Consider the following 20017-nt stretch of genomic DNA (forward strand, 5'->3'; position numbering starts at 1 on the left):
ATCAGTTGCCAGCCGCAGACAGGGCTGGTTAGCGCTCGGTGAACTTCAATTCAATCCGGCGGTTCTGGGCGCGGGCCTCAGGTGTATCAGCGGTGTTCACTGGCTGGAACTCACCAAATCCATTTGCCGCCAGCCGATCCGGCGCGACACCGAGGCTCTCGATCATGTAGCGCACTACCGACAGCGCCCGGCCCTGGCTTAGCTCCCAGTTATCGGAAAATTTGGGATGGCCCAGCATGGCGGTATTGTCGGTATGGCCATCCACCCTGATGATCCAGTTGATCTCGGGTGGGATATCTGCCGCCACGGTCTGCAAAATCCGCGCCACCTTGGCGATCTCAATTTCGCCCGGCGGCGACAGTGTGGCACTGCCCGGCGCAAACAGCACCTCTGACGCAAAGACAAAGCGGTCGCCTTCGATGCGCACGCCCTCTTGATTGCCCAGCACATTGCGCAACCGGCCAAAGAACTCCGAGCGGTAGCGCTCCAGCTCTGCGGCCTTGGTTTCCAGACTATCCGCCTTGCTGGCCAGATCCGCAGCTTCCAGCTCCAGTCGCTTACGCTCTTTTTCTTCTGTCAGACGGCGGCGGCGCTCTTCCGAGGCGGCCCGTGCCAGTGCGGCGTTCAGATCCTGACCAAGGTTTTGCAACTGCACCTGCTGGGCGGCATCGCGTGCCTGATAGTCATCCAGAATCGCCTGTAATCCGCCCAATTGTTCCCGCAACGCCGCCACCTGCTGGTTCAGCAAGGCGGTCTCGCGCTGCGCCTTGGCCGAAACTTCAGCCTGCTCTGACAGCGCCGCCTTGGCCTGCGCCAACAGCCCGGCGCGTTCCTCGGCGAGGCTGCGCGCCTCTGCCGCGCTGCCCCTGGCCTCGTCCTGCGCGTTCAGCGCCGCCAAGAGCCGTTGTTGCAAGACCGACTGATCACTGGCGGCAGCCTGGGCATTTTCCAGCGCATCCAGCGCCGCCAGAAGCCGCAGCTCTACCGCGGCCCGATCCTGCGCCGTCGAAGAGGCTGCTTTGCGGGCTGCGGCCAGGTCATCCTGGGCCTGGGCCAACTCGGCCTCCAGACCGGACATCACTGCGGCGGTATCGGCCTGCAGGGTGGCCAGTTCTGTTTGCAGGCGGCGGGTCTCTGTCTCTGCCGTGCTGCGCTGGCGGGTCAGTTGCTGTTCCAGCTGCGCTAGCGCGGCGGCATGTTGCTTTTGCAGATCTGCCAGTTCGCTTTGATACTGGGTTTCAGTCTCAACGTTTGCCGCCCGCTGCCGGGCCAGCTCTGCCTCCAGCGCGGCCTTGCTTTGCGCGGCCTGCTGGCGGGCGCTGTCCAATTCCTGGTTCAGCCGGGCCTGGGTTGTCTCACTGTCCAGGCGCAGCCGGTCCAGCTCTGCTTCCAGGGCGGTGACCCGGCCTTCGGCAGAGGATTGCGACACCTGCATCTGCGCCAGAACGCGAGTCAGGCGCTCGGCCAGGGCATCGCGCTCTTGGCTCTGCGCCTTGGCAGCCTCCAGCGTGGTCAGCGCCTCTTCAAGATCCTGCGCCAGGCGCTCTTGCGCCAATTTGGCTCCCGCCAAAAGCGTGAGCGTATCTTCGGCCTCTTGCCGCTTACGTTCCAGCGACAGGGTCATGGCGGTCAACTCGGCATCGGCGTCTTGCAGCCGGGCGCGCAGGGCCTCGGCAGCGGCACTCTCCACCAGGCGGGCCTCTTCTTCGGCGCTCAGCCGGGTTGAAAGCTCGACCAACTCTGCTGCGCGGGCATCGCCTTGCTGCTGCAGATCGGCAATCATTGCCTCCAGCGCCTCGCGTCTGGCCGCGGCCAGGCGAGCGGTCTCTACGCCAGCGTCGATTTCCTGCCGCGCCTGTGCCAGCGCCAGATTCAAGGCCTCCCGTTCATCTACCAGCCCGGCGCGCTGCGCATCCAACTGCGCGCGGTCTTCGCTCAGCTGTGCGATCTGTGCTTGGGCCTCGGCACGTCCGGCAAGCAGGGCCGCCACCTGAGCCTCAAAGGCGGTGATATCGCTTTCGGCGCGGGCCAGATCTGCCAACTGCTGTTCGCGTTCGGCCGTTAGCCCAGCAATCACCGCGCGCTGTTGATCAATGGCATCCTGCGCCTGCGCCAGATCGCTCTGGGTGGTGGTAAGCGTCGCATTCAGCGCGCCAAGCCGCGCCGAAAGGCGGCTGTTGTCGCGCTCTTCCAGCCCCAGCGCATTGGCCAGCGCCTGCACTTCAATGGACAGTTCATCCAGCTCGCTTTCCTGGCCTGAAATGGTTTCGCGCAGAACAAATTGCACCACCATAAAGATGGTAAGCAGGAACATCAGCACCAGCAACAGCCCGGTCATCGCATCGACGAAACCCGGCCAGATCGAGCTTTGGAATCGCTGCCCACTGCGCCGCGACAAGGCCATGCTCTAATCCTCGCCCTGCAGAAACTGCCCACCGTCCGGCGCGGCTGGCGCTACCTCGGCAGTCCGACGACCCCGGCCGCGCGGCACTGCAAAGGCCTTGACCATAAGGTCGATATCCTTGCGCAACTCGGCCAGGCTTTCTTGCCGACCAGCCGAGATTTCCTCCAGAATGCGCAGCATCTGCACATCAATCGAGCGCAGCCGCATCCGGCTTTCGGCATCCATGCCCACATCGCCATGGGCGCGCATGATCTCGGTCAGGGTTTCCTGCCCCACGGCAACCCGCTCTAGCGCATTGGCAACGCTGGTGGACTGATCCTGACGCGCGTTCATATCGCTTATCACATCCACCAGATTAGACAGCTTGCTGTCGATCTCGGCCCGGCTCTCGGCGTTTTGGGCAAACATCGCCTGCAAGGCGTCCATCTGCTCTGCCATGGTGTCCAGCACCTCGGATACAACGCCAGTCTCGCCGCCGCTGCCCTCCTCGCCAGAGGAAAAGCTGACCCGCGTGAAAGAGGAGAGCCATTCTTCCAGCTCGCGGTAAAAACGGTTCTGGCCATGGCCGGCAAACAGCTCTAGCAGGCCAACGATCAGCGACCCTGCCAGCCCCAAAAGCGAAGAGGCAAAGGCCACGCCCATGCCGCCCAACTGCGCTTCTAGACCGGTCATCAGCCGGTTAAAGACCGCAATGCTTTCCTCGCCCTCCTGCGGGGCCAGGCTGCGAATGGTATCGACAACGGCGGGCACAGTGGTGGCAAGACCGTAGAAAGTACCCAAAAGGCCCAGAAAAATCAGCAGGTTGACAATATATCGCGTGATCTCACGCTCTTCGTCCACCCGCTGTGCCACCGAATCCAGAATAGACCGGGTCGACGATGAGCCCAACTGCATCCGCGCAGCCCGCGAGCGCAGCAAAGCCGCCAGAGGTGCCAGCAGCGACGGTGCCCGTTTGTCGCCGTGCGTGCCCCCAGAGGCAAAGCTTTCAATCCAGCGCACCGATCCGACCAGCTGCGCCACCTGCCAGAAACAGGCGAGCACCCCGATGACAAAGACAATGACGATAAAACCATTGAGCCAAGGATTTGCCTGAAACACCGGCAGCACCTTGGGCAGGGCCACAAATATTCCAAAGCCAGCAAGGCCAAGGGCAATCAACATCAGGATAATCTGTCTGACCGGTTGGGTAAACTGCGGCCTTGTTTTGCGGGCTGGTTGGGCCATATTCAAGAAGGTCCTGACGGATTTTTGCTCAATTCTCAAAAGAGCTTAAAGACAAAGATCGCAAAGCCCAAGGCTTTATGCTGTTATTTGCCGCACACGTCCCATCAACCATTCAAGTTCTGCATCGCCGAGGCCAATTTCGCTGAGATGTTCAGCGGTATTATACAGATACTCGGTATTGGGCCCACGCCCGCCCACCGCAGTGGCGATAATCTGCGCCTGTTTTTCCAGTGCCATGCCACCGCAATACTGCTCGTGATGCGGATCAATCACATAGGTCACGGCCATGACCTCTTGGCCAGAAGCGAGCTGTACCGCGAGGTTGCGCTCCAGATAGGCCGAAGAGATCAATTCGCGCTCGCGCAGATAGTCCAGCGTCTGATCTTCCGCGCCACTCGCAACCGCCAATGCCAATCCCTGACACTGCGCGCCCTGGACCTCATCCAGTGCCAGCACTAGCCCCGGCACCTCTTCGCTGCCACGATGGTGGATCGACGACATGCAAAAAGAGCGAGCATAGCCCGGCAGCGTTGCGATCTCGCTGCCAGCCACCGGGAACCCCGGATTCCACAGCAGCGATCCATATCCGAATACCCACATTGTCATGATCTATGGCCCTTTCTTATCCTCGCCTATAAACAGCAAATTGACGGTTAGAAAAAGAGGGTCTTTGCAGAATGCGACTGCTGAAATACCTGTGCCTTGGGGCAGCGGTCTGGGTGCTTTACTGGGGGCTGGCCGCTTGGGGGCTGCGCAGCGGGTTGGAAGGCTGGTTCGACGCGCAGGCGCGCCAGGGCTGGCAGGTGTCACATGGGCAGCTCTCGACTGCTGGCTTTCCACTGCGCCATCGCACCCGCATTGATCAGCCGCTTCTGGCCGATCCCGGCACCGGTGCCGCCTGGAGCGCGGACTGGCTGGATCTAGACACCCCCGCGCTCTGGCCGGGGGCGCTGACGCTCTCCTTTCCAGAGACCGAGCAGCGGTTTTCCGTCTTTGATCAAAGCAGCACCCTCACCGCGCAGGACATGACCGCCGAAATGCAGCTGGCCCCGGGGGCTGCCTTGACGCTAGAGCGGCTGGTGCTGCGGGCGCAGGGCTGGAAGATCCTGCAACAGAAGGCGACCACGCCCCAGTGGCAGGCGCAGGACCTTGAGTTGACCCTGCAACAGCAGAGCGCGCCGCCCCGCCAGTATGACTTGCGTATGGCCATCACCGGCTTTGCCCCCGGTGGTGCCTTTCGCCGGATCAGTCAGCTGGCACATGATCTACCGAAACAATTTGACGCGCTACAGCTGCAGGGTACGGTCGACTTTGATACCCCCTGGGATCGCCGGGCGCTTGAACAGCGCCGCCCGCAGCCGCGTCAGATCACTCTCACCCTGGCCGAGGCCAAATGGGGGGAGATGCATTTCAGGGCCAGCGGCCAGCTGCAGATGGATGATCAGGGCCGCGCAACGGGCGACCTGGCGCTACAGGTCAGGAATTGGCGGGCAATCCTTGATATGGCAGAACGCAGCAGCCTGCTGCCGCCGCAGACCCGTGCCGCCATGGAACGGGTCCTGGCGCTGTTTTCCAGCCCCGCTGGCGAAGGTGAGAAAATCAACACCACCCTGCGCTTTCAACAGGGGCAGATGTGGATCGGGCCACTGCCGATCGGCACCGCACCGCCAATCCGGCTGCGCTAATACCACCGCGCTCTGCCCTGCATTCCCCAGCCCTAGCGGCAGTAGGACCCACTGCGATAGCTGGCCACATCAAGGTGGAAATGATCCCGGTGATGGCGATCAGCTTCGGGGCCCAACACCGTGCCAAAGGGACCACAGGCCGCCTTCCACATCTTGCGCATCGGTTTGCGGGTGGCGCGGCTGTTCCACCCCGACAGCACGCTTACCAGGGTACCGTCTTCCAGCTTGAAGCCGGAAATATCAATCGCCTTGCCGCGACCGTGTTCCGAGACTCTGGCGCCGGGGCGGTTGTTGCGGGTGCGGCAGGCGTAGTGCGCCGCCACCCGCAGGCTAACCACCCGATTGCGGCGACCAAAGGCCTTTTCCACATCCTTTGAAATCCATCTTTTCAGCGCCGCAGCGGTTTCGCAGGTCATCACGGAACTCTGGCTCAGCGTGACCCCGGCGACAGAGGTCACCCGCACCGCATCCGCGGCCCCACAGCCAGGCATGGTGCCGACCACCGCACCGATCTCTTTGCCCTGAATATCAATATCACCGCAGACAGAGCCCCGACGCAGACGGCGGCGTTTGAACAGGGCCTGTTGCGCAATGCCATCCGGGCGGACAAGCGGCACCAAGGACTGCTCCAGCAGCGATGCATTCAGATCCGCAGGCCGCGCCGCCACCGCGATGAGCTGCGCTGACATCGGGCGCATCTGGGGGCGCATCTGGGGGGGCAGGCCGGATGAGGGGCTGGCCACGCGGCTGGATCCCGCACCGGTGGCGACTGCTGCCACCACATCGGCGGGCGCAATCGCCTCATCTGACGCCACGGTCAGTGCCACATTCGGCGCCACGGTCGGTGACAGACTGGGGCGCAGGGTTGGACGCAGTGATGTTTCAGGCGCGCCAGCCTGACCGGCCAGGCCGCTGACGGGCAAAAGGCAGGTCACAGTGGCCAGCGCCACCGCCCAGCCCCGGATGCGCCCCGCCCCGATCATGGCTTGTTGGCCCGGCCAAAGTCAGGCGCGGCTGTATCCTGGCCCGCCTCGATGATACCACGCCGGATCGCCCGCGTGCGGGTGAAATAGTCGTGCAGGTGGTCCCCGTCACCGGTACGGATGGCGCGTTGCAGTGCAAACAGTTCTTCGGTAAAGCGCCCGAGGATTTCCAGCGTTGCCTCTTTGTTGGTCAAAAAGACATCGCGCCACATGGTTGGATCCGAAGCGGCAATGCGGGTGAAATCCCGAAAGCCGGCTGCCGAATACTTGATCACTTCGCTATCGGTCACCCGGCGTAGATCATCCGCGACCCCTACCATGGTATAGGCAATCAAATGCGGCGCGTGGCTGGTTACAGCCAGCACCAGATCATGATGGTCCGCCTCCATTTCATCGACATTGGCGCCCATGCCTTCCCAGAGTGCGCGCAGCCGTTCCACCGCTGCTGGGTCGCTGCCATCAACCGGTACAAGCAGGCTCCAGCGGTTGTCGAACAGTTCAGCAAAGCCGGATTCCGGGCCAGAATGTTCGGTGCCTGCCAGCGGATGGGCTGGCACAAAATGCACCCCTTCTGGAATATGCGGTGTCACCACTTCTATCACATGCCCTTTGACCGACCCCACATCCGAAACCGTCGCGCCGGGTTTCAGATGAGGACCGATTTCAGCCATGACTGGCCCCATGGCCCCCACCGGCACACAAAGCACCACCAGATCGGCGCCCTCGACCGCCTCGATGGCGCTATCGCAGATGCGATCGCACAGGCCAATGCGACGGGCGGTTTCGCGGGTTTGCGCACTGCGGGCAAAGCCCGTCACCTCGCCTGCCAAACCGGCACGTTTCATGGCCCAGAACATCGAAGATGCAATCAGCCCCAGGCCGATCAGGGCGACACGGTTGTAAACGACATTGCTCATGCGGCACCTTGCTTTGCTTTGAAGTCTCGGATCGCAGCAACCAGGCGGCGGCAGGCCCCCTCGTCTCCGACCGTTATACGCAGGGCATTGGGCAAGTTATATCCAGCCACCCGGCGCACAATCAGCCCCTGTTGTTGCAGAGAGAGATCGCAGGCCTCGGCCTCGGCCTGATCGGCGAACCGTGCCAGAATGAAATTGGTACAAGAGGTATCCGACGCCACGCCCAGCTCTGCCAACTCGCGTGCCAGCCAGCTGCGCCATTGGGCGTTTTCCTGTCGGCAGCGCTCCAGGTATTCCCGGTCGCGCACCGCCGCTTCGGCCCCGGCCAGCGCTGTGGCAGAGACGTTGAACGGCCCGCGCACCCGATTCAGCACATCAATAATATGCGCCGGGCCATAGCCCCAACCAATGCGCGCCCCACCAAGACCGTAGATCTTGGAAAACGTACGGGTCATGAAGATATTGTCGCGCGCCGCGATCAAATCCGCCCCGGCATCAAAGCCTTCGACATATTCCGCATAGGCCCCATCCAGCACCAAGAGCACCCCCCTGGGCAGGCCATCGGCCAGACGCGCAACTTCGGTCGCCGAAATCATCGTGCCGGTCGGATTGTTCGGATTGGCGATAAAGACCAGCTTGGTGCGGTCGCTACAGCCCGCAAGCAGCGCATCCACATCAGTGATGCGCTCGCGTTCCTTGACCTCAACCGGGGTGGCCCCTGCGGCCAGGGCACTGATGCGATACATGGCGAAACCGTGCTCGGTATAGAGCACCTCATCCCCCGGCCCGGCATAACATTGGCACAGAAAGGCGATAATTTCGTCACTGCCGGCACCACAGATAATCTGCTCTGGGTTCAACCCCTCGACCGCGCCAATCGCCTGACGCAGCGCCCTGTGATCAGAGCTGGGGTAACGATGCATATCCGCCGCGGCCTCTTGCATGGCTGTAATCGCAAGCGGGCTGGGCCCCAGTGGGTTTTCATTGGAGGAGAGCTTGATTGCGTTGCTCACCCCCGCCACATGGGCCGCGCCGCCCTGATAGAGAGCGATATCCATAATACCTGGCTGCGGCGTGATCTGGGTCATTGGTCTGGCTCCTTGGTTCTCCTCGTAATAACGAGGCGCAAGCCAATGGGAAAGCGGCAAGATCAACTAGAGAGCAGCACCGCCCAAACAGCCGACGCAAGACGGGGACAAGACCGGCCCCTGCGCGGGACAAGGCATGGGAATTCCCCTGCCCCATAGCCACTGCGCCGACGTCACCTGGCTTTGACCCGCGCCATTTTATCCAGCTTGGCCTCGGCCTGTTTTTTCACCATCTTCGCCAGGTCTTTGCGCAGCTGGGTGTCCTTGCGCAGCGAGTCCTCCATCATCTTTTGCAAGACCTTGGCAGACTGCGCGCCATCCGAGCTTTCAAGCACCTTGTTGCCATAGGCAACAAAGACCTTGTCCTGCACTGCGCCAGCCACATCCGCATAGATCTCTGGCCCATGTTTCTTGGAGAATTCCGCGACCACATCTGCACCATATTTGGCGACAAGATCCTTCTTTACCATCCCATCCATGGCACTGGGCACCAGTTTCTGCGCCAGAAAGCCCTGGGATTTGGAGATGTAGCTTGCGCCAAAGCTGGATACGCTTTTCATCGGCCCCGAGGCCATGATGCCGCCAGACAGGATCTTGACCACAGCATCCGTCACCTCTTTCTGGTTGGGGGCGCGGCCCTTTTCAACCAACGGCTTGAACAGCATGATCGCCTCTTTCGCGGCACTTTTGACCATTTCCTGGCCAACGCCAGTGGTCAGCATCTTTTCCATGAACTTGGTCAGCGCCTTTTGCGAAAAGGTCTGGAACATCTTTGCCGGCAATTGCGCCGCCACTTTTCCTGCGATGCCTTTCAGAAACGCACCGCCCAGCTTGCCCCCCGCTGCGCCTGCCGCTCCGGCAAACAGGGTGTCCAGCACGACCTTCTTGGCAGCGCCGTCAAAGGTAACCTTGTTGCCCGCCAGGTATTCGCCATATTGCCCGGCACTGGATTTCATCGCTTCGGTCCCGGCTGCCGCAATGGCATGGGCGCGTACCGGATCCATCCCCTTGGTCGCCATAAGACGTGCAGTGGCATAGACCTCGATCACCGTAAAAGAGGTCTCGCGCACGATTTCCAGCGTGAAGACCGCTTTGCTCGCGGTACCGATACGGGCCTTAATGAATTTATCAAAGGCCTTTTGCCCGGTGTTATAGGCCTTGGTTGCCTTGGCATCCTGTTTCTGGATCTTCTTCCAATCCGGTTTGGACTGGCCAGCCAGCGTCTTGAGAAATGAGGCTTCGGAGCGCGCATTCAAGATCGGTGTCCAGGGTGGATCGGTACAGTCATTCAGCGTCGACATGGTGAATTCAGCAATTGCCATCATCAGGCCCTCTTCGGCCTGACGGGTCTTTTCCACATCATTGCAGAAATCTACCCAGGTGTCGGCCTGGCCCCGCATCATATTGGCCTTTGACAGGATCTGATGTCGCAGCGCCTTTTCTGCGGCTTCGAACTCTGCCACCTCGACCTGCTTGATCTTGCCTTCTTCCTTGACCTCGTAGACCGCGACCTTCTGATCCTGGGCGATCATGGCCTGCAGTTTTGCCGACCCCGCCTTCCAGGTGCGCATGCCAGGATCGACGATGCCGTCCGGCTTCTTGAAACCAAGCGATTTTTTCTGAAAGCTGCGGATATCCTTAATCAGCCCGGCGTCGCATTTCGTAGAGATCTTGATGCTGCTAAAGCCATTTGCCTTGAGCATCAAACGCACCAGTTCTACGTCCGCAGCAGCATTTTTGACCGGTTTGAATTTTCCTTCCCCAGCCTTGGCATCAGGTTTGGTAATACGGGTGCTATCCCCAACCGGGGCTGATAACTTTAATGCCATAACAAGGCTCCGAACTAATAAACAAAGGTAACAGAGGTAAAGTCTGCCACAGGTTCAGAACCCTGTCAGGGGTGATTTGACTGCCGCATTCCCCCTCAGGCGGCAAAGGGCTGGAAGCGGGCAGTCTTGGGATCGGCTTCATAGCTGGCCGCCAGTTCTTCGGCACGCCGGGCCAGATCATTGACGCTGTCGATGATGTATTGCGCGGTTTTCTCTGTCATCAGATAGGAAAAGTTAAGCCGTATCCAGCCGGGTTTCTGCAATTCTTTTCCCGCCTTTAGCGCATCAAACAGCGCAGTGGATTCCGCCTCGTCGATATCCAGCAGGCGATGGGCGTAGGGGCCTGCACAGGCACAGCCGCCACGGGCCTGGATACCATAGTGATCGCTTAACATACGGGTGAACAGTTGCTGATGCACAGGCGCGCCAGATAGCCCGCGCACCGTGAAAGAAAAAATCGGCAGCCGGTGCGCCGAAGGGTGGCCCAGCAGGGTAAGCTGCGGATTTCCCCCCCAACCGGCGCGCGCCATGGCAGCAAAGCGGGCCTCTTTGGCCGCGATCTCATCCGCGCCGACCGCCTCTTTCACCAGAAAGGCCAGGGCAGCGCGAATATCGCCGATCACATTGGGGGTGCCAGCCTCTTCGCGGGCAGCCAGATCCGTGCTGTAGTCATGCCCCCAGGGCGACACAAAACTGACCGTTCCGCCGCCGGGCCAGGATGGGCTGCGCCGCCGCACCGCATCACGATTGACGATCAGCACCCCGGACGCCCCCGGCCCACCGGCGAATTTATGCGGCGAAATCACCACCGCATCCTTATGGGTGCCCAGGCTCGGCTGGTTGTCCGCTGCGTCCTGACCGCCCGCCATCGAAATCGGCACATAGGGGCCGGCCCCGGCATAATCCCAGACCACCAGCCCACCAACTGCATGTATCATGCAGCTTATCGCATCTGGATTGGTCAGGATGCCGGTGACGTTGGAGGCGGCGGAAAAGCTGCCAATGATCAAATCACTGCTGGCGTGATCCAACAGGGCCTGCTGCAGCGCCTGCAGATCAAGGCCACCCTCTGGCGCTTCGGGGATTTCAACCACCTTGGCCCGGCTTTCGCGCCAGGGCAGAATATTCGAATGATGTTCATACGGGCCAATAAACACCACCGGGTTGCGGGCCTCATTGACGCCAAACAGGCTGACCAGCCGATTGAGACCCGCTGTCGCCCCGGCGCCTGCAAAAATCACCGCGTCCCGCCCTGTTGCCTGGGTCAGCCGGGCGATTTCAGCCCGGGCCGCACGGCGCAGTTGGGTCATATAGGCACCGCAGAAAGATGCTTCGGTATGGGAATTGGCATAATAGGGCAAAACCTGCTTGGCGATATATTCCTCGACCTGGCGCAACGCCCGCCCCGAGGCCACGTAATCGGCATAGACCAATGGCACATCGCCCTTGGCACCGGGGATCATCACCCCCTCACCGATCACCCCCTGCGCCAGACTGCCGTCCTCCACCGCCTGCTGCAGCTCTTCTTTGAATATTTCCAGGGTCATGCGCGAGGTCTCCAAAACATCTATGCAGACAATCTCCCACGTCAAACGCGCAAAAACTCCCCAAATATATGATTGAATCACGCAAAATATGTGTCATATGATCGAAATATGAGCCAAAATATAGATCACATAGACCTATCCATCCTGCGTGCTCTGCAACGCGATGCCAGCCTGTCCCAACGCGAACTGGCCGAGGTCGTCGGCCTGTCGCAAAACGCCTGCTGGCGCCGCTTGAAAGCGCTGAATGACAAGAACGTGCTGAAGGGGGCCAGCATGCGGGTGGATCGGGCCAAACTGGGTCTCGATCTGGTGGTCTTTGTGATGCTGCGCACCCGGCACCATTCGGCTGAATGGCTCGACACCTTTCGCCGCCATGTGCTGACCATCCCCGAGGTGGTCGATTTCCACCGCATCGGCGGCGATTACGACTATCAGCTCAAGGTGGTGACACAGGATATGGCCAGCTATGATCGGGTTTATCAGCGGCTGATCAGCGGCGTCGAGCTGGACAGCGTCACCTCTTATTTTGCGATGGAAACCATTGCCGAGGCGCGCCCCCTGCCACTATAGCAGCGCCTTGTCAGGCCGCAGCGCGCGGCCTGACAAGTGGATCGTCAACGCCTAGTAGCCAAAGGCCTTGTTTGCCATCCAGGATACCCGCTTGCCCGCAGGCCCCATGCGCATGTGCAGGCAAGCGGTGCCATAGCGCTGGAAATACAGGATATCCAGATCATACCAGCCAGCAGATGGCACCTCGACTTCGCTCATGATTGTGGTATCGCAGGTCTGACGCCCATCAAAATGGCCCACCACCTGGCCGCCAATTCTGGCGCGCAGCCCGTCGTTGGTCAGAAAGTCGATATTGTGAATGCCGGGCTTGTCAAAATGCACATAACCCGTGATTGCGGCCACCACATGTTCGGCCCGCTTCGAGGTCAGGGTCGGGTCGCCCTCATTGGTATCGCGGTAGTCCAGCCCGCTTAACGGGCGCCCCCGCTCAGAGTTGATCTTCAAGGCAGATGACGCATCCACCAGCGTTTTCACATCATGTGGATAGGCATAGCGCACCGAAAGCCCAGGCTTCAGGCCAGAGGGCTGTGGATTGGCAGGCTGCAACTTCAACGGCGCCGCACTGAGTGCCGTCGCACAGGTCACAACAATAGCGGCAATTGCACTGGTCAAAAGGCGTTTCATTCTACACTCCCGTTTTACCCGACACCAAACTGGCCCGGCCGATTTTCCATACGGTAGCGACGTGTCCCAGCAAAAGACAACTGCTTTTCCGCTTTGGGCTTGTCGCAAGCCTAGCACATCCCGCGAGGCACAGGCGATGATCTGGCGCAGTCTTGCGGCCCCCCGGGCATCAGCAAAAGGCAAAACGCAAGAAGGGCCACCCGAAGGCAGCCCTTTGCGAAACAGTCCAATCCAGTGCCCAAAGGGGCGTCAGGATTAGTTTTTGGCGTAGAATTCCACGACCAGATTTGGTTCCATAACAACGGGGTAAGGCACATCGGCCAGACCGGGGGCGCGCACGAATGTGGCGGTCATTTTGGAGTGGTCGGCTTCGATGTAATCAGGAACGTCACGCTCGGCCAGAGTCACAGCTTCCAGCAGAACAGCCAGTTGCTTGGACTTGTCGCGCACGGCGATCACATCACCTTCTTTCACCCGGTAAGAGGCGATGTTCACACGCTGGCCGTTCACGGTGACGTGACCGTGGTTAACGAACTGACGTGCGGCAAAAATGGTTGGCACGAATTTGGCACGGTAAACAACCGCGTCCAGGCGGCGTTCCAGCAGACCGATCAGGTTTTCACCAGTGTCGCCTTTTACACGCTCAGCTTCGGCGTAAACGCGACGGAATTGCTTCTCGGTGATATCGCCGTAGTAGCCTTTCAGCTTCTGCTTGGCGCGCAGCTGAATGCCGAAATCGGACAGTTTGCCCTTGCGGCGCTGGCCGTGCTGGCCGGGGCCATATTCACGACGATTGACTGGGGACTTTGGGCGGCCCCAGATGTTTTCGCCCATGCGGCGGTCAATTTTATACTTGGCAGACGTACGTTTAGTCACGGCTGTTCTCCTTCATAAATGGTGTTACAGTCTCTGCCAAAACCTGTTGGCACTGTTCAGTTGCAGTTGCTTTCGCACATGCAACCTAAAATGCTAACCGGCTCCGGGTTCACCGCAACATTCGAAGGGCGTTGTCCTCTTAGGGTTGGGTCCGAAGATCCGCACCTATGACAGGTTTCCCCTTGCGGGGTCCACCAACACCAATGAAGTGGCGCTTATAGGCGCAACGGAGACAGAGTCAACACTGCTTTCCCCGGTTTTTGCCGCCCCGGTACTTTCGGCATCTAGCCGCAGCTCCCTATCTGGCGCAGGAATACCGCAACAAGCTGATCAAACCGTTCCGGCAGAGCCGTGGCGCGCGGGCTACGGTTCCAATGGCAGACCGATGATCGCCCCCACCGAGGTCAGCCCGATCTGCGACAGCTCGCCGGGGGCAAAGGCCTCGGGCAGTGCGCCGCCTTCCATCCACAGTCCATCGATCAAGGCGTTGCAGGCTGTGGCCAGCTGGTACAACCGCTCTGGCGCGGCGGCGATTCCGGCCTCTTCCAGGGCGGCACGAATCAAGGCCTCTAGCTGGTCGCGGAAATAGACATAGGTGCGCGCGTGGGTCGCCTTCATCTGCGCATCATGCTGCACCTTGTTCAGAAACCCAGCCCAGAGCGCAATGGAACGGGGGTCCACCACCGGCGGTTCAAGCGAGGATTTCACAAAAACCCGTAGCCGTGCCCGCGCCGAGGCCGTGACCGAGGCCGCCGGTGCAAAGGTCTGGTCCGTCATCTGCGTCATATGGTGTTCAAAAGCGGCAGTGATCAGTTCCTCTTTTGAGGAAAAATAGTGTCTTATCAGCCCCTGCGTGACCTCGGCCCGTTCGGCAATGCCACGCACGGTTGCACCACGCACCCCCTTGTCCGCCACCAGCTCCAGGGTCGCGTTGATCAAGGCCCGCTTGCGTTCATCCGCGCTTTCGCGGGTAAATTTTCGGCGCTCTTCCTGCATTCCTGCCCCCTCCGTGGCGTCATACTAATTATACACTTGCATAATTAAGCCAACTACGCCTTACTACCCCCAATAACCAAGGACGCCCGACAATGCCAACAGCTGCCAGCGCAGACCCCGACCCCGCAGCCACCGCGACCCCCAGCACCCGCACCGTCTCTGCCGCGCAAGGTCAGTCCGGACAGGACGCCGTGCGGATCGAGGGGCTGCATAAATCCTTTGGCACACTAGAGGTCCTCAAGGGGGTCTCACTCACGGCCAAGCAGGGCGATGTGGTGGCCATCATCGGCGGCAGCGGTTCGGGGAAATCGACCATGTTGCGCTGCATCAATTTCCTCGAAACGCCCTCGGCCGGCAAGATCGTGATTGATGGCGAAGAAATCAAAATGCGCGCAGATGGCAGCCCCGCCAACCGCCGCCAGATCGAGCGAATCCGAACCCGCCTTGCAATGGTGTTTCAGTCCTTCAATCTCTGGACCCACCGCACATTGCTGGAAAACGTCATCGAAGTTCCAATCCATGTGCTGAAAGTACCACGAGCTGAGGCCATCGCCCAGGCCCGCACCCTGTTGCAGCGCGTCGGGCTGGCCAACAAGGAAGATTCATTTCCGGCCTTCTTGTCCGGTGGACAGCAGCAGCGCGCTGCGATTGCCCGCGCCCTCGCGGTGGATCCTTCGGTAATGCTGTTTGACGAACCGACGAGCGCGCTTGACCCTGAACTGGTTGGCGAAGTCTTGACGGTGATCCGCGACCTCGCCGCCGAGGGGCGCACCATGTTGCTGGTCACCCACGAAATGCGCTTTGCCCGCGAAGTGGCCGATCACGTGGTTTATCTGTATCAAGGACAGATCGAAGAACAGGGCCCCCCGGCCGAGGTTTTTGGCAATCCAAAATCCGATCGGCTGCGCCAGTTCCTCCAGTCTGTCTCGTAACGACAAACAATAAAAAACAAATCCAAAACAGGGAGATACTCAATGTCTATGAAAACACTTATGGCCGCAGGCCTGTCGCTTGCTGCCCTCACCGCTGGTGCCGCCCAGGCTGATCAGGTCAAGATTGGCATCGCCGCCGAACCCTATCCGCCCTTTGCCTCGCTGGATTCTTCCGGCACCTGGGTTGGTTGGGAAATTGAAGTGATTGATGCGGTCTGTGCCGCCGCAGAACTGGACTGCGTGCTGACACCAGTGGCCTGGGATGGCATCATTCCGTCGCTTACCGGTCAGCAGATCGACGCCATCATGGCATCCATGTCGATCACCGAAGAGCGCCTGAAAACCATCGACTTTTCAAACCCATACTACAACACCCCGGCGGTGATCGTAGCAGATAAATCCATGGATATCGCGCCCACACCCGAAGGCCTGGCAGGTAAGATCGTTGGCATTCAGGCCTCGACCATCCACCAGACCTATGCCCAGGAATACTTCAAGGATGCTGAAATCCGCGTCTATCAGACCCAGGATGAAGCCAACCAGGATCTCTTTGCCGGGCGGATCGATGCAACCCAGGCGGACAGCATCGCCATGGCCGACTTTGTCGGCTCGGACGCGGGCGCCTGCTGCGAGATCAAGGGCGCCGTTGCCAATGACACCGCCATCCTGGGTCTTGGCGTTGGGGCAGCCATCCGCAAAGGCGATGCCGACCTGCAGGCTGCGCTGAACAGCGGGATTGCCGCCATTCTGGCAGATGGCACCCACGAGGCCATCACCGCGCGCTTCTTCAACGCCAGCATCTACAGCGAATAAGGCTTCCCTTGGAACTGATCCTCGAAACGCTTGGTCTCACGGAGACTGCGGCCTTGCTGTCGCTCTCTCCCCCTGGCTGGGGCGCAAATCTGTTGCGCGGTCTGGCAAATTCACTCCAGATCGCCCTTGGCGCCTTTGGTATGGGGCTGGTGATCGGGCTTTTTGGGGCCTATGGAAAACTATATGGCGGGCCAATCCTACGGGATCTGCTCGCCATATATACCACCGTTATTCGGGCAGTGCCGGAATTGGTGCTGATCCTGATCCTCTATTATGTTGGTACAGACCTGATCAACAAGCTGGCCCAGTTCATGGGCTATGGCCGGGTCGAGATCAGCGGCGTGGTGGCTGGCATCTGGGTTCTGGGCATCGTTCAGGGCGCCTATGCCACCGAAATCCTGCGCGGTGCCATTCAGGCAGTCCCGCCCGGCCAGATCGAGGCAGCGCGCGCCTATGGCATGCCCGCCCTGCTTACCCTGCGCCGGGTGACTGTCCCGGCGCTGATGGCCTTTGCCACGCCGGGTCTGGCCAATCTGTGGCTGATTGCAACCAAGGACACGGCGCTTTTGGCGGTTGTCGGTTTTAATGAACTGACGCTTGAAACCAAGCAGGCCGCGAGCAGCACCCGCTCCTACTTTACCTTCTTCCTTGCCGCCGGCGGCCTATACCTGATGGTGACACTCTGCTCTGGCGTGGTCTTTGCCCGTATCGAGAAATGGGCCCGCCGCGGCCAGCCTTCGTTGAGACAGGGGGGCCTATGACTGGTTTGAAGTCTCTGATGCAGCCGCATCGCCTTGTGCTGATGGCCCTGTTTGGCGCTTTTGTCCTGTGGTGCGCCCTGTCGATGCGTTGGGACTGGTTGCCAAAATATGCACCACTTGCACTCCAAGGACTCTGGACGACACTCTGGATCCTAGTTGTCACCACCGTGCTAGGCTTTTTGCTGGCGGTGCCGCTGGGGCTGGCCCAGGCCATTGGGCCCTGGTACCTTTCGGCGCCCGCACGGATCTTTTGCACAGTCATTCGTGGCACGCCCCTGCTGTTGCAGATCTGGCTGCTGTACTATGGGCTGGGATCGCTGTTTCCGCAGTTTCCCTGGATCCGCTCAAGCGAGCTCTGGCCATATCTGCGTCAAGCCTGGCCCTATGCGGTGCTGGCGCTGACCCTGTCTTATGCCGGCTATGAGGGTGAAGTGATGCGCGGTGCCTTTTCCGGGGTCGCCAAGGGACAACTGGAATCGGCGAGATCCTTTGGCATGCCACGGTTCACCATGTTCCGCCGCATCTGGCTGCCGCAGGCCATCCGCAACGTTTTGCCCACCCTGGGCGGCGAGACCATCCTGCAGCTGAAGGCGACACCGCTGGTGGCCACCATCACCGTGGTTGAAATCTATGCCGTCTCTTCGCGGGTGCGCGCTGATACCTTTATCGTCTACGAGCCACTCTTGCTGCTGGCCCTAGTCTATATGGTGATCGCGGCGCTGATTGGCCTGGCTTTCAAGCGATTTGAAAACATGGGGCCGACGACACGGCGCTAATTAGCTGCCCTCCCTGTGGCCCGGCAACGGTGCCCAACACCCGAGCCCCACCCCCATATGGCGGCGGTCAATGCCAGACTGCCGCCAAACAGTACAGGCGCAGGGCCAGTCAGACCGCTGGATGCCCCGTCCGACAGCCCAGACAGGCGTCATTAGCAACCGACAACACAGACCATTTGGCAGTCCTTCAGGCAAGCCGTTTGACATGCCGTCAGGCACCGATCTTGAGACCAGCCATCAGATGGTGAAATTTCTCGCCCTGAATAGCAATGTGGTCGCGCAGGATATTGGCAGTTTCGGTTGCCTCTCCGGCACGCAGAGCGGCAACCACCGCCTGGTGTTCCGTCATGGATTGCTCCATCCGGCCCCGCACCCGCAGCTGCATCCGGCGATAGGGTTTGAGACGGCGATGCAGTTTCAGCACCTCACATTCAAGATAGGCATTGCCCGCCTGATGGTAGATGATGTGGTGAAAGCGTTCATTATGAAGGTAATAGTCATCGGCATCACCCGCCTCTATCGCCTCTTGGCAGCGACGGTTGGCGGCCTCCAACTCTGCCAGGGCGCTGTCGGAAATACGCATCGCGGCAAGGCGCCCGCAGACCGCCTCTGTCTCGGCCATGGTTTCAAACATTTCCATCAGCTCTACCGGGCCGGGCTGGCGCACAAAGACCCCACGCCGTGGGATTTGTTCCGCCAGGTTTGAATTCACCAGCTTTTGCAGCGCCTCACGAATGGGGGTGCGTGACACATTGAACTGAGCCGCCAGCTTGATCTCATCCAGCCGGTCCCCATCCTGGAATTCACCAGCGAAAACCGCCTCTTCCAGCTCTTGTGCAATAATGTCTGCGCGCTTCATCCCCATATGAAACAGGTAGCAAGTCGCGCAATTGTGCGCAATATAATATTTCTTGTATACAAAAAGATTGACTTTGAATGCCATTCACCGATGCTTGCGATGGTCAGCCCATAGTTCAAAATATGGGCACCTAGGGAGGATGACATGAAAAAGAATTTGCTAATGACCGGCGCCGCAGTTGCGATGATGGCGCTTTCCAGCATGGCCAATGCAACCGAATTGCGCCTGTCGCACCAGTGGTCGAACAAGGATATTCGGCATCAAGTTGCGCAGATGATCGCAGATGATGTGGCCGCTGCCGATGTCGATCTGAGCATCAAGATCTTTGGCTCCAAATCGCTGTTCAAACCGCGCGAGCAATACAAGCCGCTCAGCCGGGGCCAGCTCGACATGACCGTGCTGCCGCTCAGCTATGCGGGCGGGCAACAGCCGGCCTATAACCTGACGCTGATGCCAGGGCTGGTGAAAAACCACGACCACGCCGCCCGTCTCAGCGCGTCCCCCTTCATGAAGGCCCTGGAGGCCAAGATGGCCGAGGATGATGTCATGGTGCTGGTGCATGGCTACCTGGCAGGTGGCTTTGCCGGCACCGAGAAATGCATCACCCATCCCGATGATGTGAAGGGGCTGCAAACCCGCGCGGCGGGCAAGGCCTTTGAACAGATGCTGGCAGGTGCCGGGGCGTCGATTGCCTCCATGGCCTCTTCCGAGATCTACAATGCCATGCAGACCGGGGTGTTGAACGCGGCGAATACCTCGTCTTCGTCCTTTGTGTCCTATCGGGTCTATGAGCAGGTCAAATGCTACACCCCGGCAGGCGATGTGGCGCTTTGGTTCATGTATCAGCCGGTCCTGATGAACAAGAGCACCTTTGACGGCCTGACCGAAGATCAGCAAAACGCCCTGCGAGCAGCAGCCGAAAAGGCCGAAGCCTTCTATCTGGAAGAGGCCAAGATGCAAGACGCAACCTCAGCCAAGGTGTTCCGCGATGCGGGTGTTGAAATCGCTGAAATGTCAGCCGAAGATTTTGCCGCCTGGCGTGCACTGGCACAGGAAACCTCCTATGCCAAATTCGTCGAGGAAGTTCCGGATGGGCAGGCCCTGCTCGATCTGGCGTTGGCGGTAGAATAAGC

19 protein-coding genes are annotated in these 20017 nt (G+C 60.0%); 7 read left to right on the forward strand and 12 right to left on the reverse strand.

What is annotated here, in order from left to right; genetic code table 11:
- Window positions 1–28 precede the first annotated feature (28 nt).
- From LRK71_RS17295 to LRK71_RS17305, 3 genes are all read right to left on the reverse strand, one after another.
- Window positions 29–2404, reverse strand: coding sequence for a peptidoglycan -binding protein (locus tag LRK71_RS17295; protein WP_232405217.1), 2376 nt, complete (start codon window positions 2402–2404; stop codon window positions 29–31).
- 3 nt (window positions 2405–2407) lie between these two features.
- Complete coding sequence (locus LRK71_RS17300; RefSeq protein WP_232405218.1) at window positions 2408–3628, reverse strand: biopolymer transporter ExbB; 1221 nt, start codon at window positions 3626–3628, stop codon at window positions 2408–2410.
- Between the two features lie 75 nt (window positions 3629–3703).
- Window positions 3704–4234 carry a gamma-glutamylcyclotransferase gene (locus LRK71_RS17305; RefSeq protein WP_232405219.1) on the reverse strand — a complete coding sequence of 177 codons (531 nt, stop codon included), beginning with the start codon at window positions 4232–4234 and terminating at the stop codon, window positions 3704–3706.
- Window positions 4235–4305: 71 nt separating this feature from the next.
- Here LRK71_RS17305 and LRK71_RS17310 point away from each other — a divergent pair, with 71 nt between their 5' ends.
- On the forward strand, window positions 4306–5313 hold the full coding sequence (locus LRK71_RS17310) for a DUF2125 domain-containing protein (RefSeq protein WP_232405220.1): 1008 nt from the start codon (window positions 4306–4308) through the stop codon (window positions 5311–5313).
- A gap of 32 nt (window positions 5314–5345) precedes the next feature.
- Here the strand turns inward: LRK71_RS17310 and LRK71_RS17315 are convergent, their stop codons facing one another.
- The 5 genes from LRK71_RS17315 to LRK71_RS17335 all read right to left on the reverse strand — a co-directional run bounded on the left by LRK71_RS17315 (window position 5346) and on the right by LRK71_RS17335 (window position 11677).
- On the reverse strand, window positions 5346–6296 hold the full coding sequence (locus LRK71_RS17315; RefSeq protein ID WP_232405221.1) for an extensin-like domain-containing protein: 951 nt from the start codon (window positions 6294–6296) through the stop codon (window positions 5346–5348).
- Entirely contained in the window at window positions 6293–7213 is a 921-nt protein-coding gene (locus LRK71_RS17320) for a prephenate/arogenate dehydrogenase family protein (protein ID WP_232405222.1), read from the reverse strand. The genes LRK71_RS17315 and LRK71_RS17320 overlap by 4 nt, the downstream gene beginning before the upstream one ends.
- Window positions 7210–8301, reverse strand: coding sequence for a histidinol-phosphate transaminase (hisC, locus tag LRK71_RS17325; protein WP_232405223.1), 1092 nt, complete (start codon window positions 8299–8301; stop codon window positions 7210–7212). The genes LRK71_RS17320 and hisC overlap by 4 nt, the downstream gene beginning before the upstream one ends.
- Before the next feature lie 173 nt (window positions 8302–8474).
- Entirely contained in the window at window positions 8475–10130 is a 1656-nt protein-coding gene (locus LRK71_RS17330) for a peptidoglycan-binding protein (protein WP_232405224.1), read from the reverse strand.
- 95 nt (window positions 10131–10225) lie between these two features.
- Window positions 10226–11677, reverse strand: coding sequence for an aminotransferase class V-fold PLP-dependent enzyme (locus tag LRK71_RS17335; protein WP_232405225.1), 1452 nt, complete (start codon window positions 11675–11677; stop codon window positions 10226–10228).
- Window positions 11678–11785: 108 nt separating this feature from the next.
- Here LRK71_RS17335 and LRK71_RS17340 point away from each other — a divergent pair, with 108 nt between their 5' ends.
- Window positions 11786–12247: an Lrp/AsnC family transcriptional regulator gene (locus LRK71_RS17340; protein WP_232405226.1), complete on the forward strand. Its 462-nt coding sequence runs from the start codon at window positions 11786–11788 to the stop codon at window positions 12245–12247.
- Between the two features lie 51 nt (window positions 12248–12298).
- Here LRK71_RS17340 and LRK71_RS17345 read toward each other — a convergent pair whose 3' ends face one another.
- The 3 genes from LRK71_RS17345 to LRK71_RS17355 all read right to left on the reverse strand — a co-directional run bounded on the left by LRK71_RS17345 (window position 12299) and on the right by LRK71_RS17355 (window position 14743).
- Entirely contained in the window at window positions 12299–12871 is a 573-nt protein-coding gene (locus tag LRK71_RS17345) for a PA14 domain-containing protein (RefSeq protein ID WP_232405227.1), read from the reverse strand.
- Between the two features lie 255 nt (window positions 12872–13126).
- Window positions 13127–13747: a 30S ribosomal protein S4 gene (rpsD, locus tag LRK71_RS17350; RefSeq protein ID WP_232405228.1), complete on the reverse strand. Its 621-nt coding sequence runs from the start codon at window positions 13745–13747 to the stop codon at window positions 13127–13129.
- 363 nt (window positions 13748–14110) lie between these two features.
- On the reverse strand, window positions 14111–14743 hold the full coding sequence (locus LRK71_RS17355) for a TetR/AcrR family transcriptional regulator (protein WP_232405229.1): 633 nt from the start codon (window positions 14741–14743) through the stop codon (window positions 14111–14113).
- 92 nt (window positions 14744–14835) lie between these two features.
- Here LRK71_RS17355 and LRK71_RS17360 point away from each other — a divergent pair, with 92 nt between their 5' ends.
- The 4 genes from LRK71_RS17360 to LRK71_RS17375 are packed head-to-tail and all read left to right on the forward strand — an operon-like array spanning window position 14836 to window position 18025.
- Window positions 14836–15675, forward strand: coding sequence for an ABC transporter ATP-binding protein (locus LRK71_RS17360; RefSeq protein ID WP_232405230.1), 840 nt, complete (start codon window positions 14836–14838; stop codon window positions 15673–15675).
- A 42-nt stretch (window positions 15676–15717) separates the two neighbouring features.
- The gene (locus LRK71_RS17365; protein WP_232405231.1) at window positions 15718–16488 is read left to right on the forward strand and encodes a transporter substrate-binding domain-containing protein; all 771 of its coding nucleotides are present in this window, start codon (window positions 15718–15720) and stop codon (window positions 16486–16488) included.
- Window positions 16489–16496: 8 nt separating this feature from the next.
- A complete protein-coding gene (locus tag LRK71_RS17370; protein ID WP_232405232.1) occupies window positions 16497–17249 on the forward strand; it encodes an ABC transporter permease in 753 nt (250 codons plus the stop codon).
- Window positions 17246–18025, forward strand: a complete 780-nt coding sequence (locus LRK71_RS17375) for an ABC transporter permease (protein WP_232405233.1) — start codon at window positions 17246–17248, stop codon at window positions 18023–18025. The genes LRK71_RS17370 and LRK71_RS17375 overlap by 4 nt, the downstream gene beginning before the upstream one ends.
- Before the next feature lie 211 nt (window positions 18026–18236).
- Here the strand turns inward: LRK71_RS17375 and LRK71_RS17380 are convergent, their stop codons facing one another.
- Entirely contained in the window at window positions 18237–18890 is a 654-nt protein-coding gene (locus LRK71_RS17380) for a GntR family transcriptional regulator (protein WP_232405252.1), read from the reverse strand.
- Window positions 18891–19028: 138 nt separating this feature from the next.
- Here LRK71_RS17380 and dctP point away from each other — a divergent pair, with 138 nt between their 5' ends.
- Window positions 19029–20015 carry a TRAP transporter substrate-binding protein DctP gene (dctP, locus tag LRK71_RS17385; RefSeq protein ID WP_232405234.1) on the forward strand — a complete coding sequence of 329 codons (987 nt, stop codon included), beginning with the start codon at window positions 19029–19031 and terminating at the stop codon, window positions 20013–20015.
- Window positions 20016–20017: the final 2 nt, after the last annotated feature.

The sequence above is a fragment of the Pseudophaeobacter flagellatus genome (assembly GCF_021228235.1).
Classification (GTDB): Bacteria; Pseudomonadota; Alphaproteobacteria; order Rhodobacterales; family Rhodobacteraceae; genus Pseudophaeobacter; species Pseudophaeobacter flagellatus.

Bases quoted from the DNA above. Each gene is read 5' to 3' on its own strand.
- LRK71_RS17310 (WP_232405220.1), top strand. From the start codon at position 4,306: ATGCGACTGCTGAAATACCTGTGCCTTGGGGCAGCGGTCTGGGTGCTT.
- dctP (WP_232405234.1), top strand. From the start codon at position 19,029: ATGAAAAAGAATTTGCTAATGACCGGCGCCGCAGTTGCGATGATGGCG.
- LRK71_RS17375 (WP_232405233.1), top strand. From the start codon at position 17,246: ATGACTGGTTTGAAGTCTCTGATGCAGCCGCATCGCCTTGTGCTGATG.
- LRK71_RS17360 (WP_232405230.1), top strand. From the start codon at position 14,836: ATGCCAACAGCTGCCAGCGCAGACCCCGACCCCGCAGCCACCGCGACC.
- hisC (WP_232405223.1), bottom strand. From the start codon at position 8,301: ATGACCCAGATCACGCCGCAGCCAGGTATTATGGATATCGCTCTCTAT.
- LRK71_RS17320 (WP_232405222.1), bottom strand. From the start codon at position 7,213: ATGAGCAATGTCGTTTACAACCGTGTCGCCCTGATCGGCCTGGGGCTG.
- LRK71_RS17330 (WP_232405224.1), bottom strand. From the start codon at position 10,130: ATGGCATTAAAGTTATCAGCCCCGGTTGGGGATAGCACCCGTATTACC.
- LRK71_RS17340 (WP_232405226.1), top strand. From the start codon at position 11,786: ATGAGCCAAAATATAGATCACATAGACCTATCCATCCTGCGTGCTCTG.
- LRK71_RS17355 (WP_232405229.1), bottom strand. From the start codon at position 14,743: ATGCAGGAAGAGCGCCGAAAATTTACCCGCGAAAGCGCGGATGAACGC.
- LRK71_RS17305 (WP_232405219.1), bottom strand. From the start codon at position 4,234: ATGACAATGTGGGTATTCGGATATGGATCGCTGCTGTGGAATCCGGGG.
- LRK71_RS17380 (WP_232405252.1), bottom strand. From the start codon at position 18,890: ATGGGGATGAAGCGCGCAGACATTATTGCACAAGAGCTGGAAGAGGCG.
- LRK71_RS17365 (WP_232405231.1), top strand. From the start codon at position 15,718: ATGTCTATGAAAACACTTATGGCCGCAGGCCTGTCGCTTGCTGCCCTC.
- LRK71_RS17315 (WP_232405221.1), bottom strand. From the start codon at position 6,296: ATGATCGGGGCGGGGCGCATCCGGGGCTGGGCGGTGGCGCTGGCCACT.
- LRK71_RS17345 (WP_232405227.1), bottom strand. From the start codon at position 12,871: ATGAAACGCCTTTTGACCAGTGCAATTGCCGCTATTGTTGTGACCTGT.
- LRK71_RS17335 (WP_232405225.1), bottom strand. From the start codon at position 11,677: ATGACCCTGGAAATATTCAAAGAAGAGCTGCAGCAGGCGGTGGAGGAC.
- LRK71_RS17295 (WP_232405217.1), bottom strand. From the start codon at position 2,404: ATGGCCTTGTCGCGGCGCAGTGGGCAGCGATTCCAAAGCTCGATCTGG.
- LRK71_RS17300 (WP_232405218.1), bottom strand. From the start codon at position 3,628: ATGGCCCAACCAGCCCGCAAAACAAGGCCGCAGTTTACCCAACCGGTC.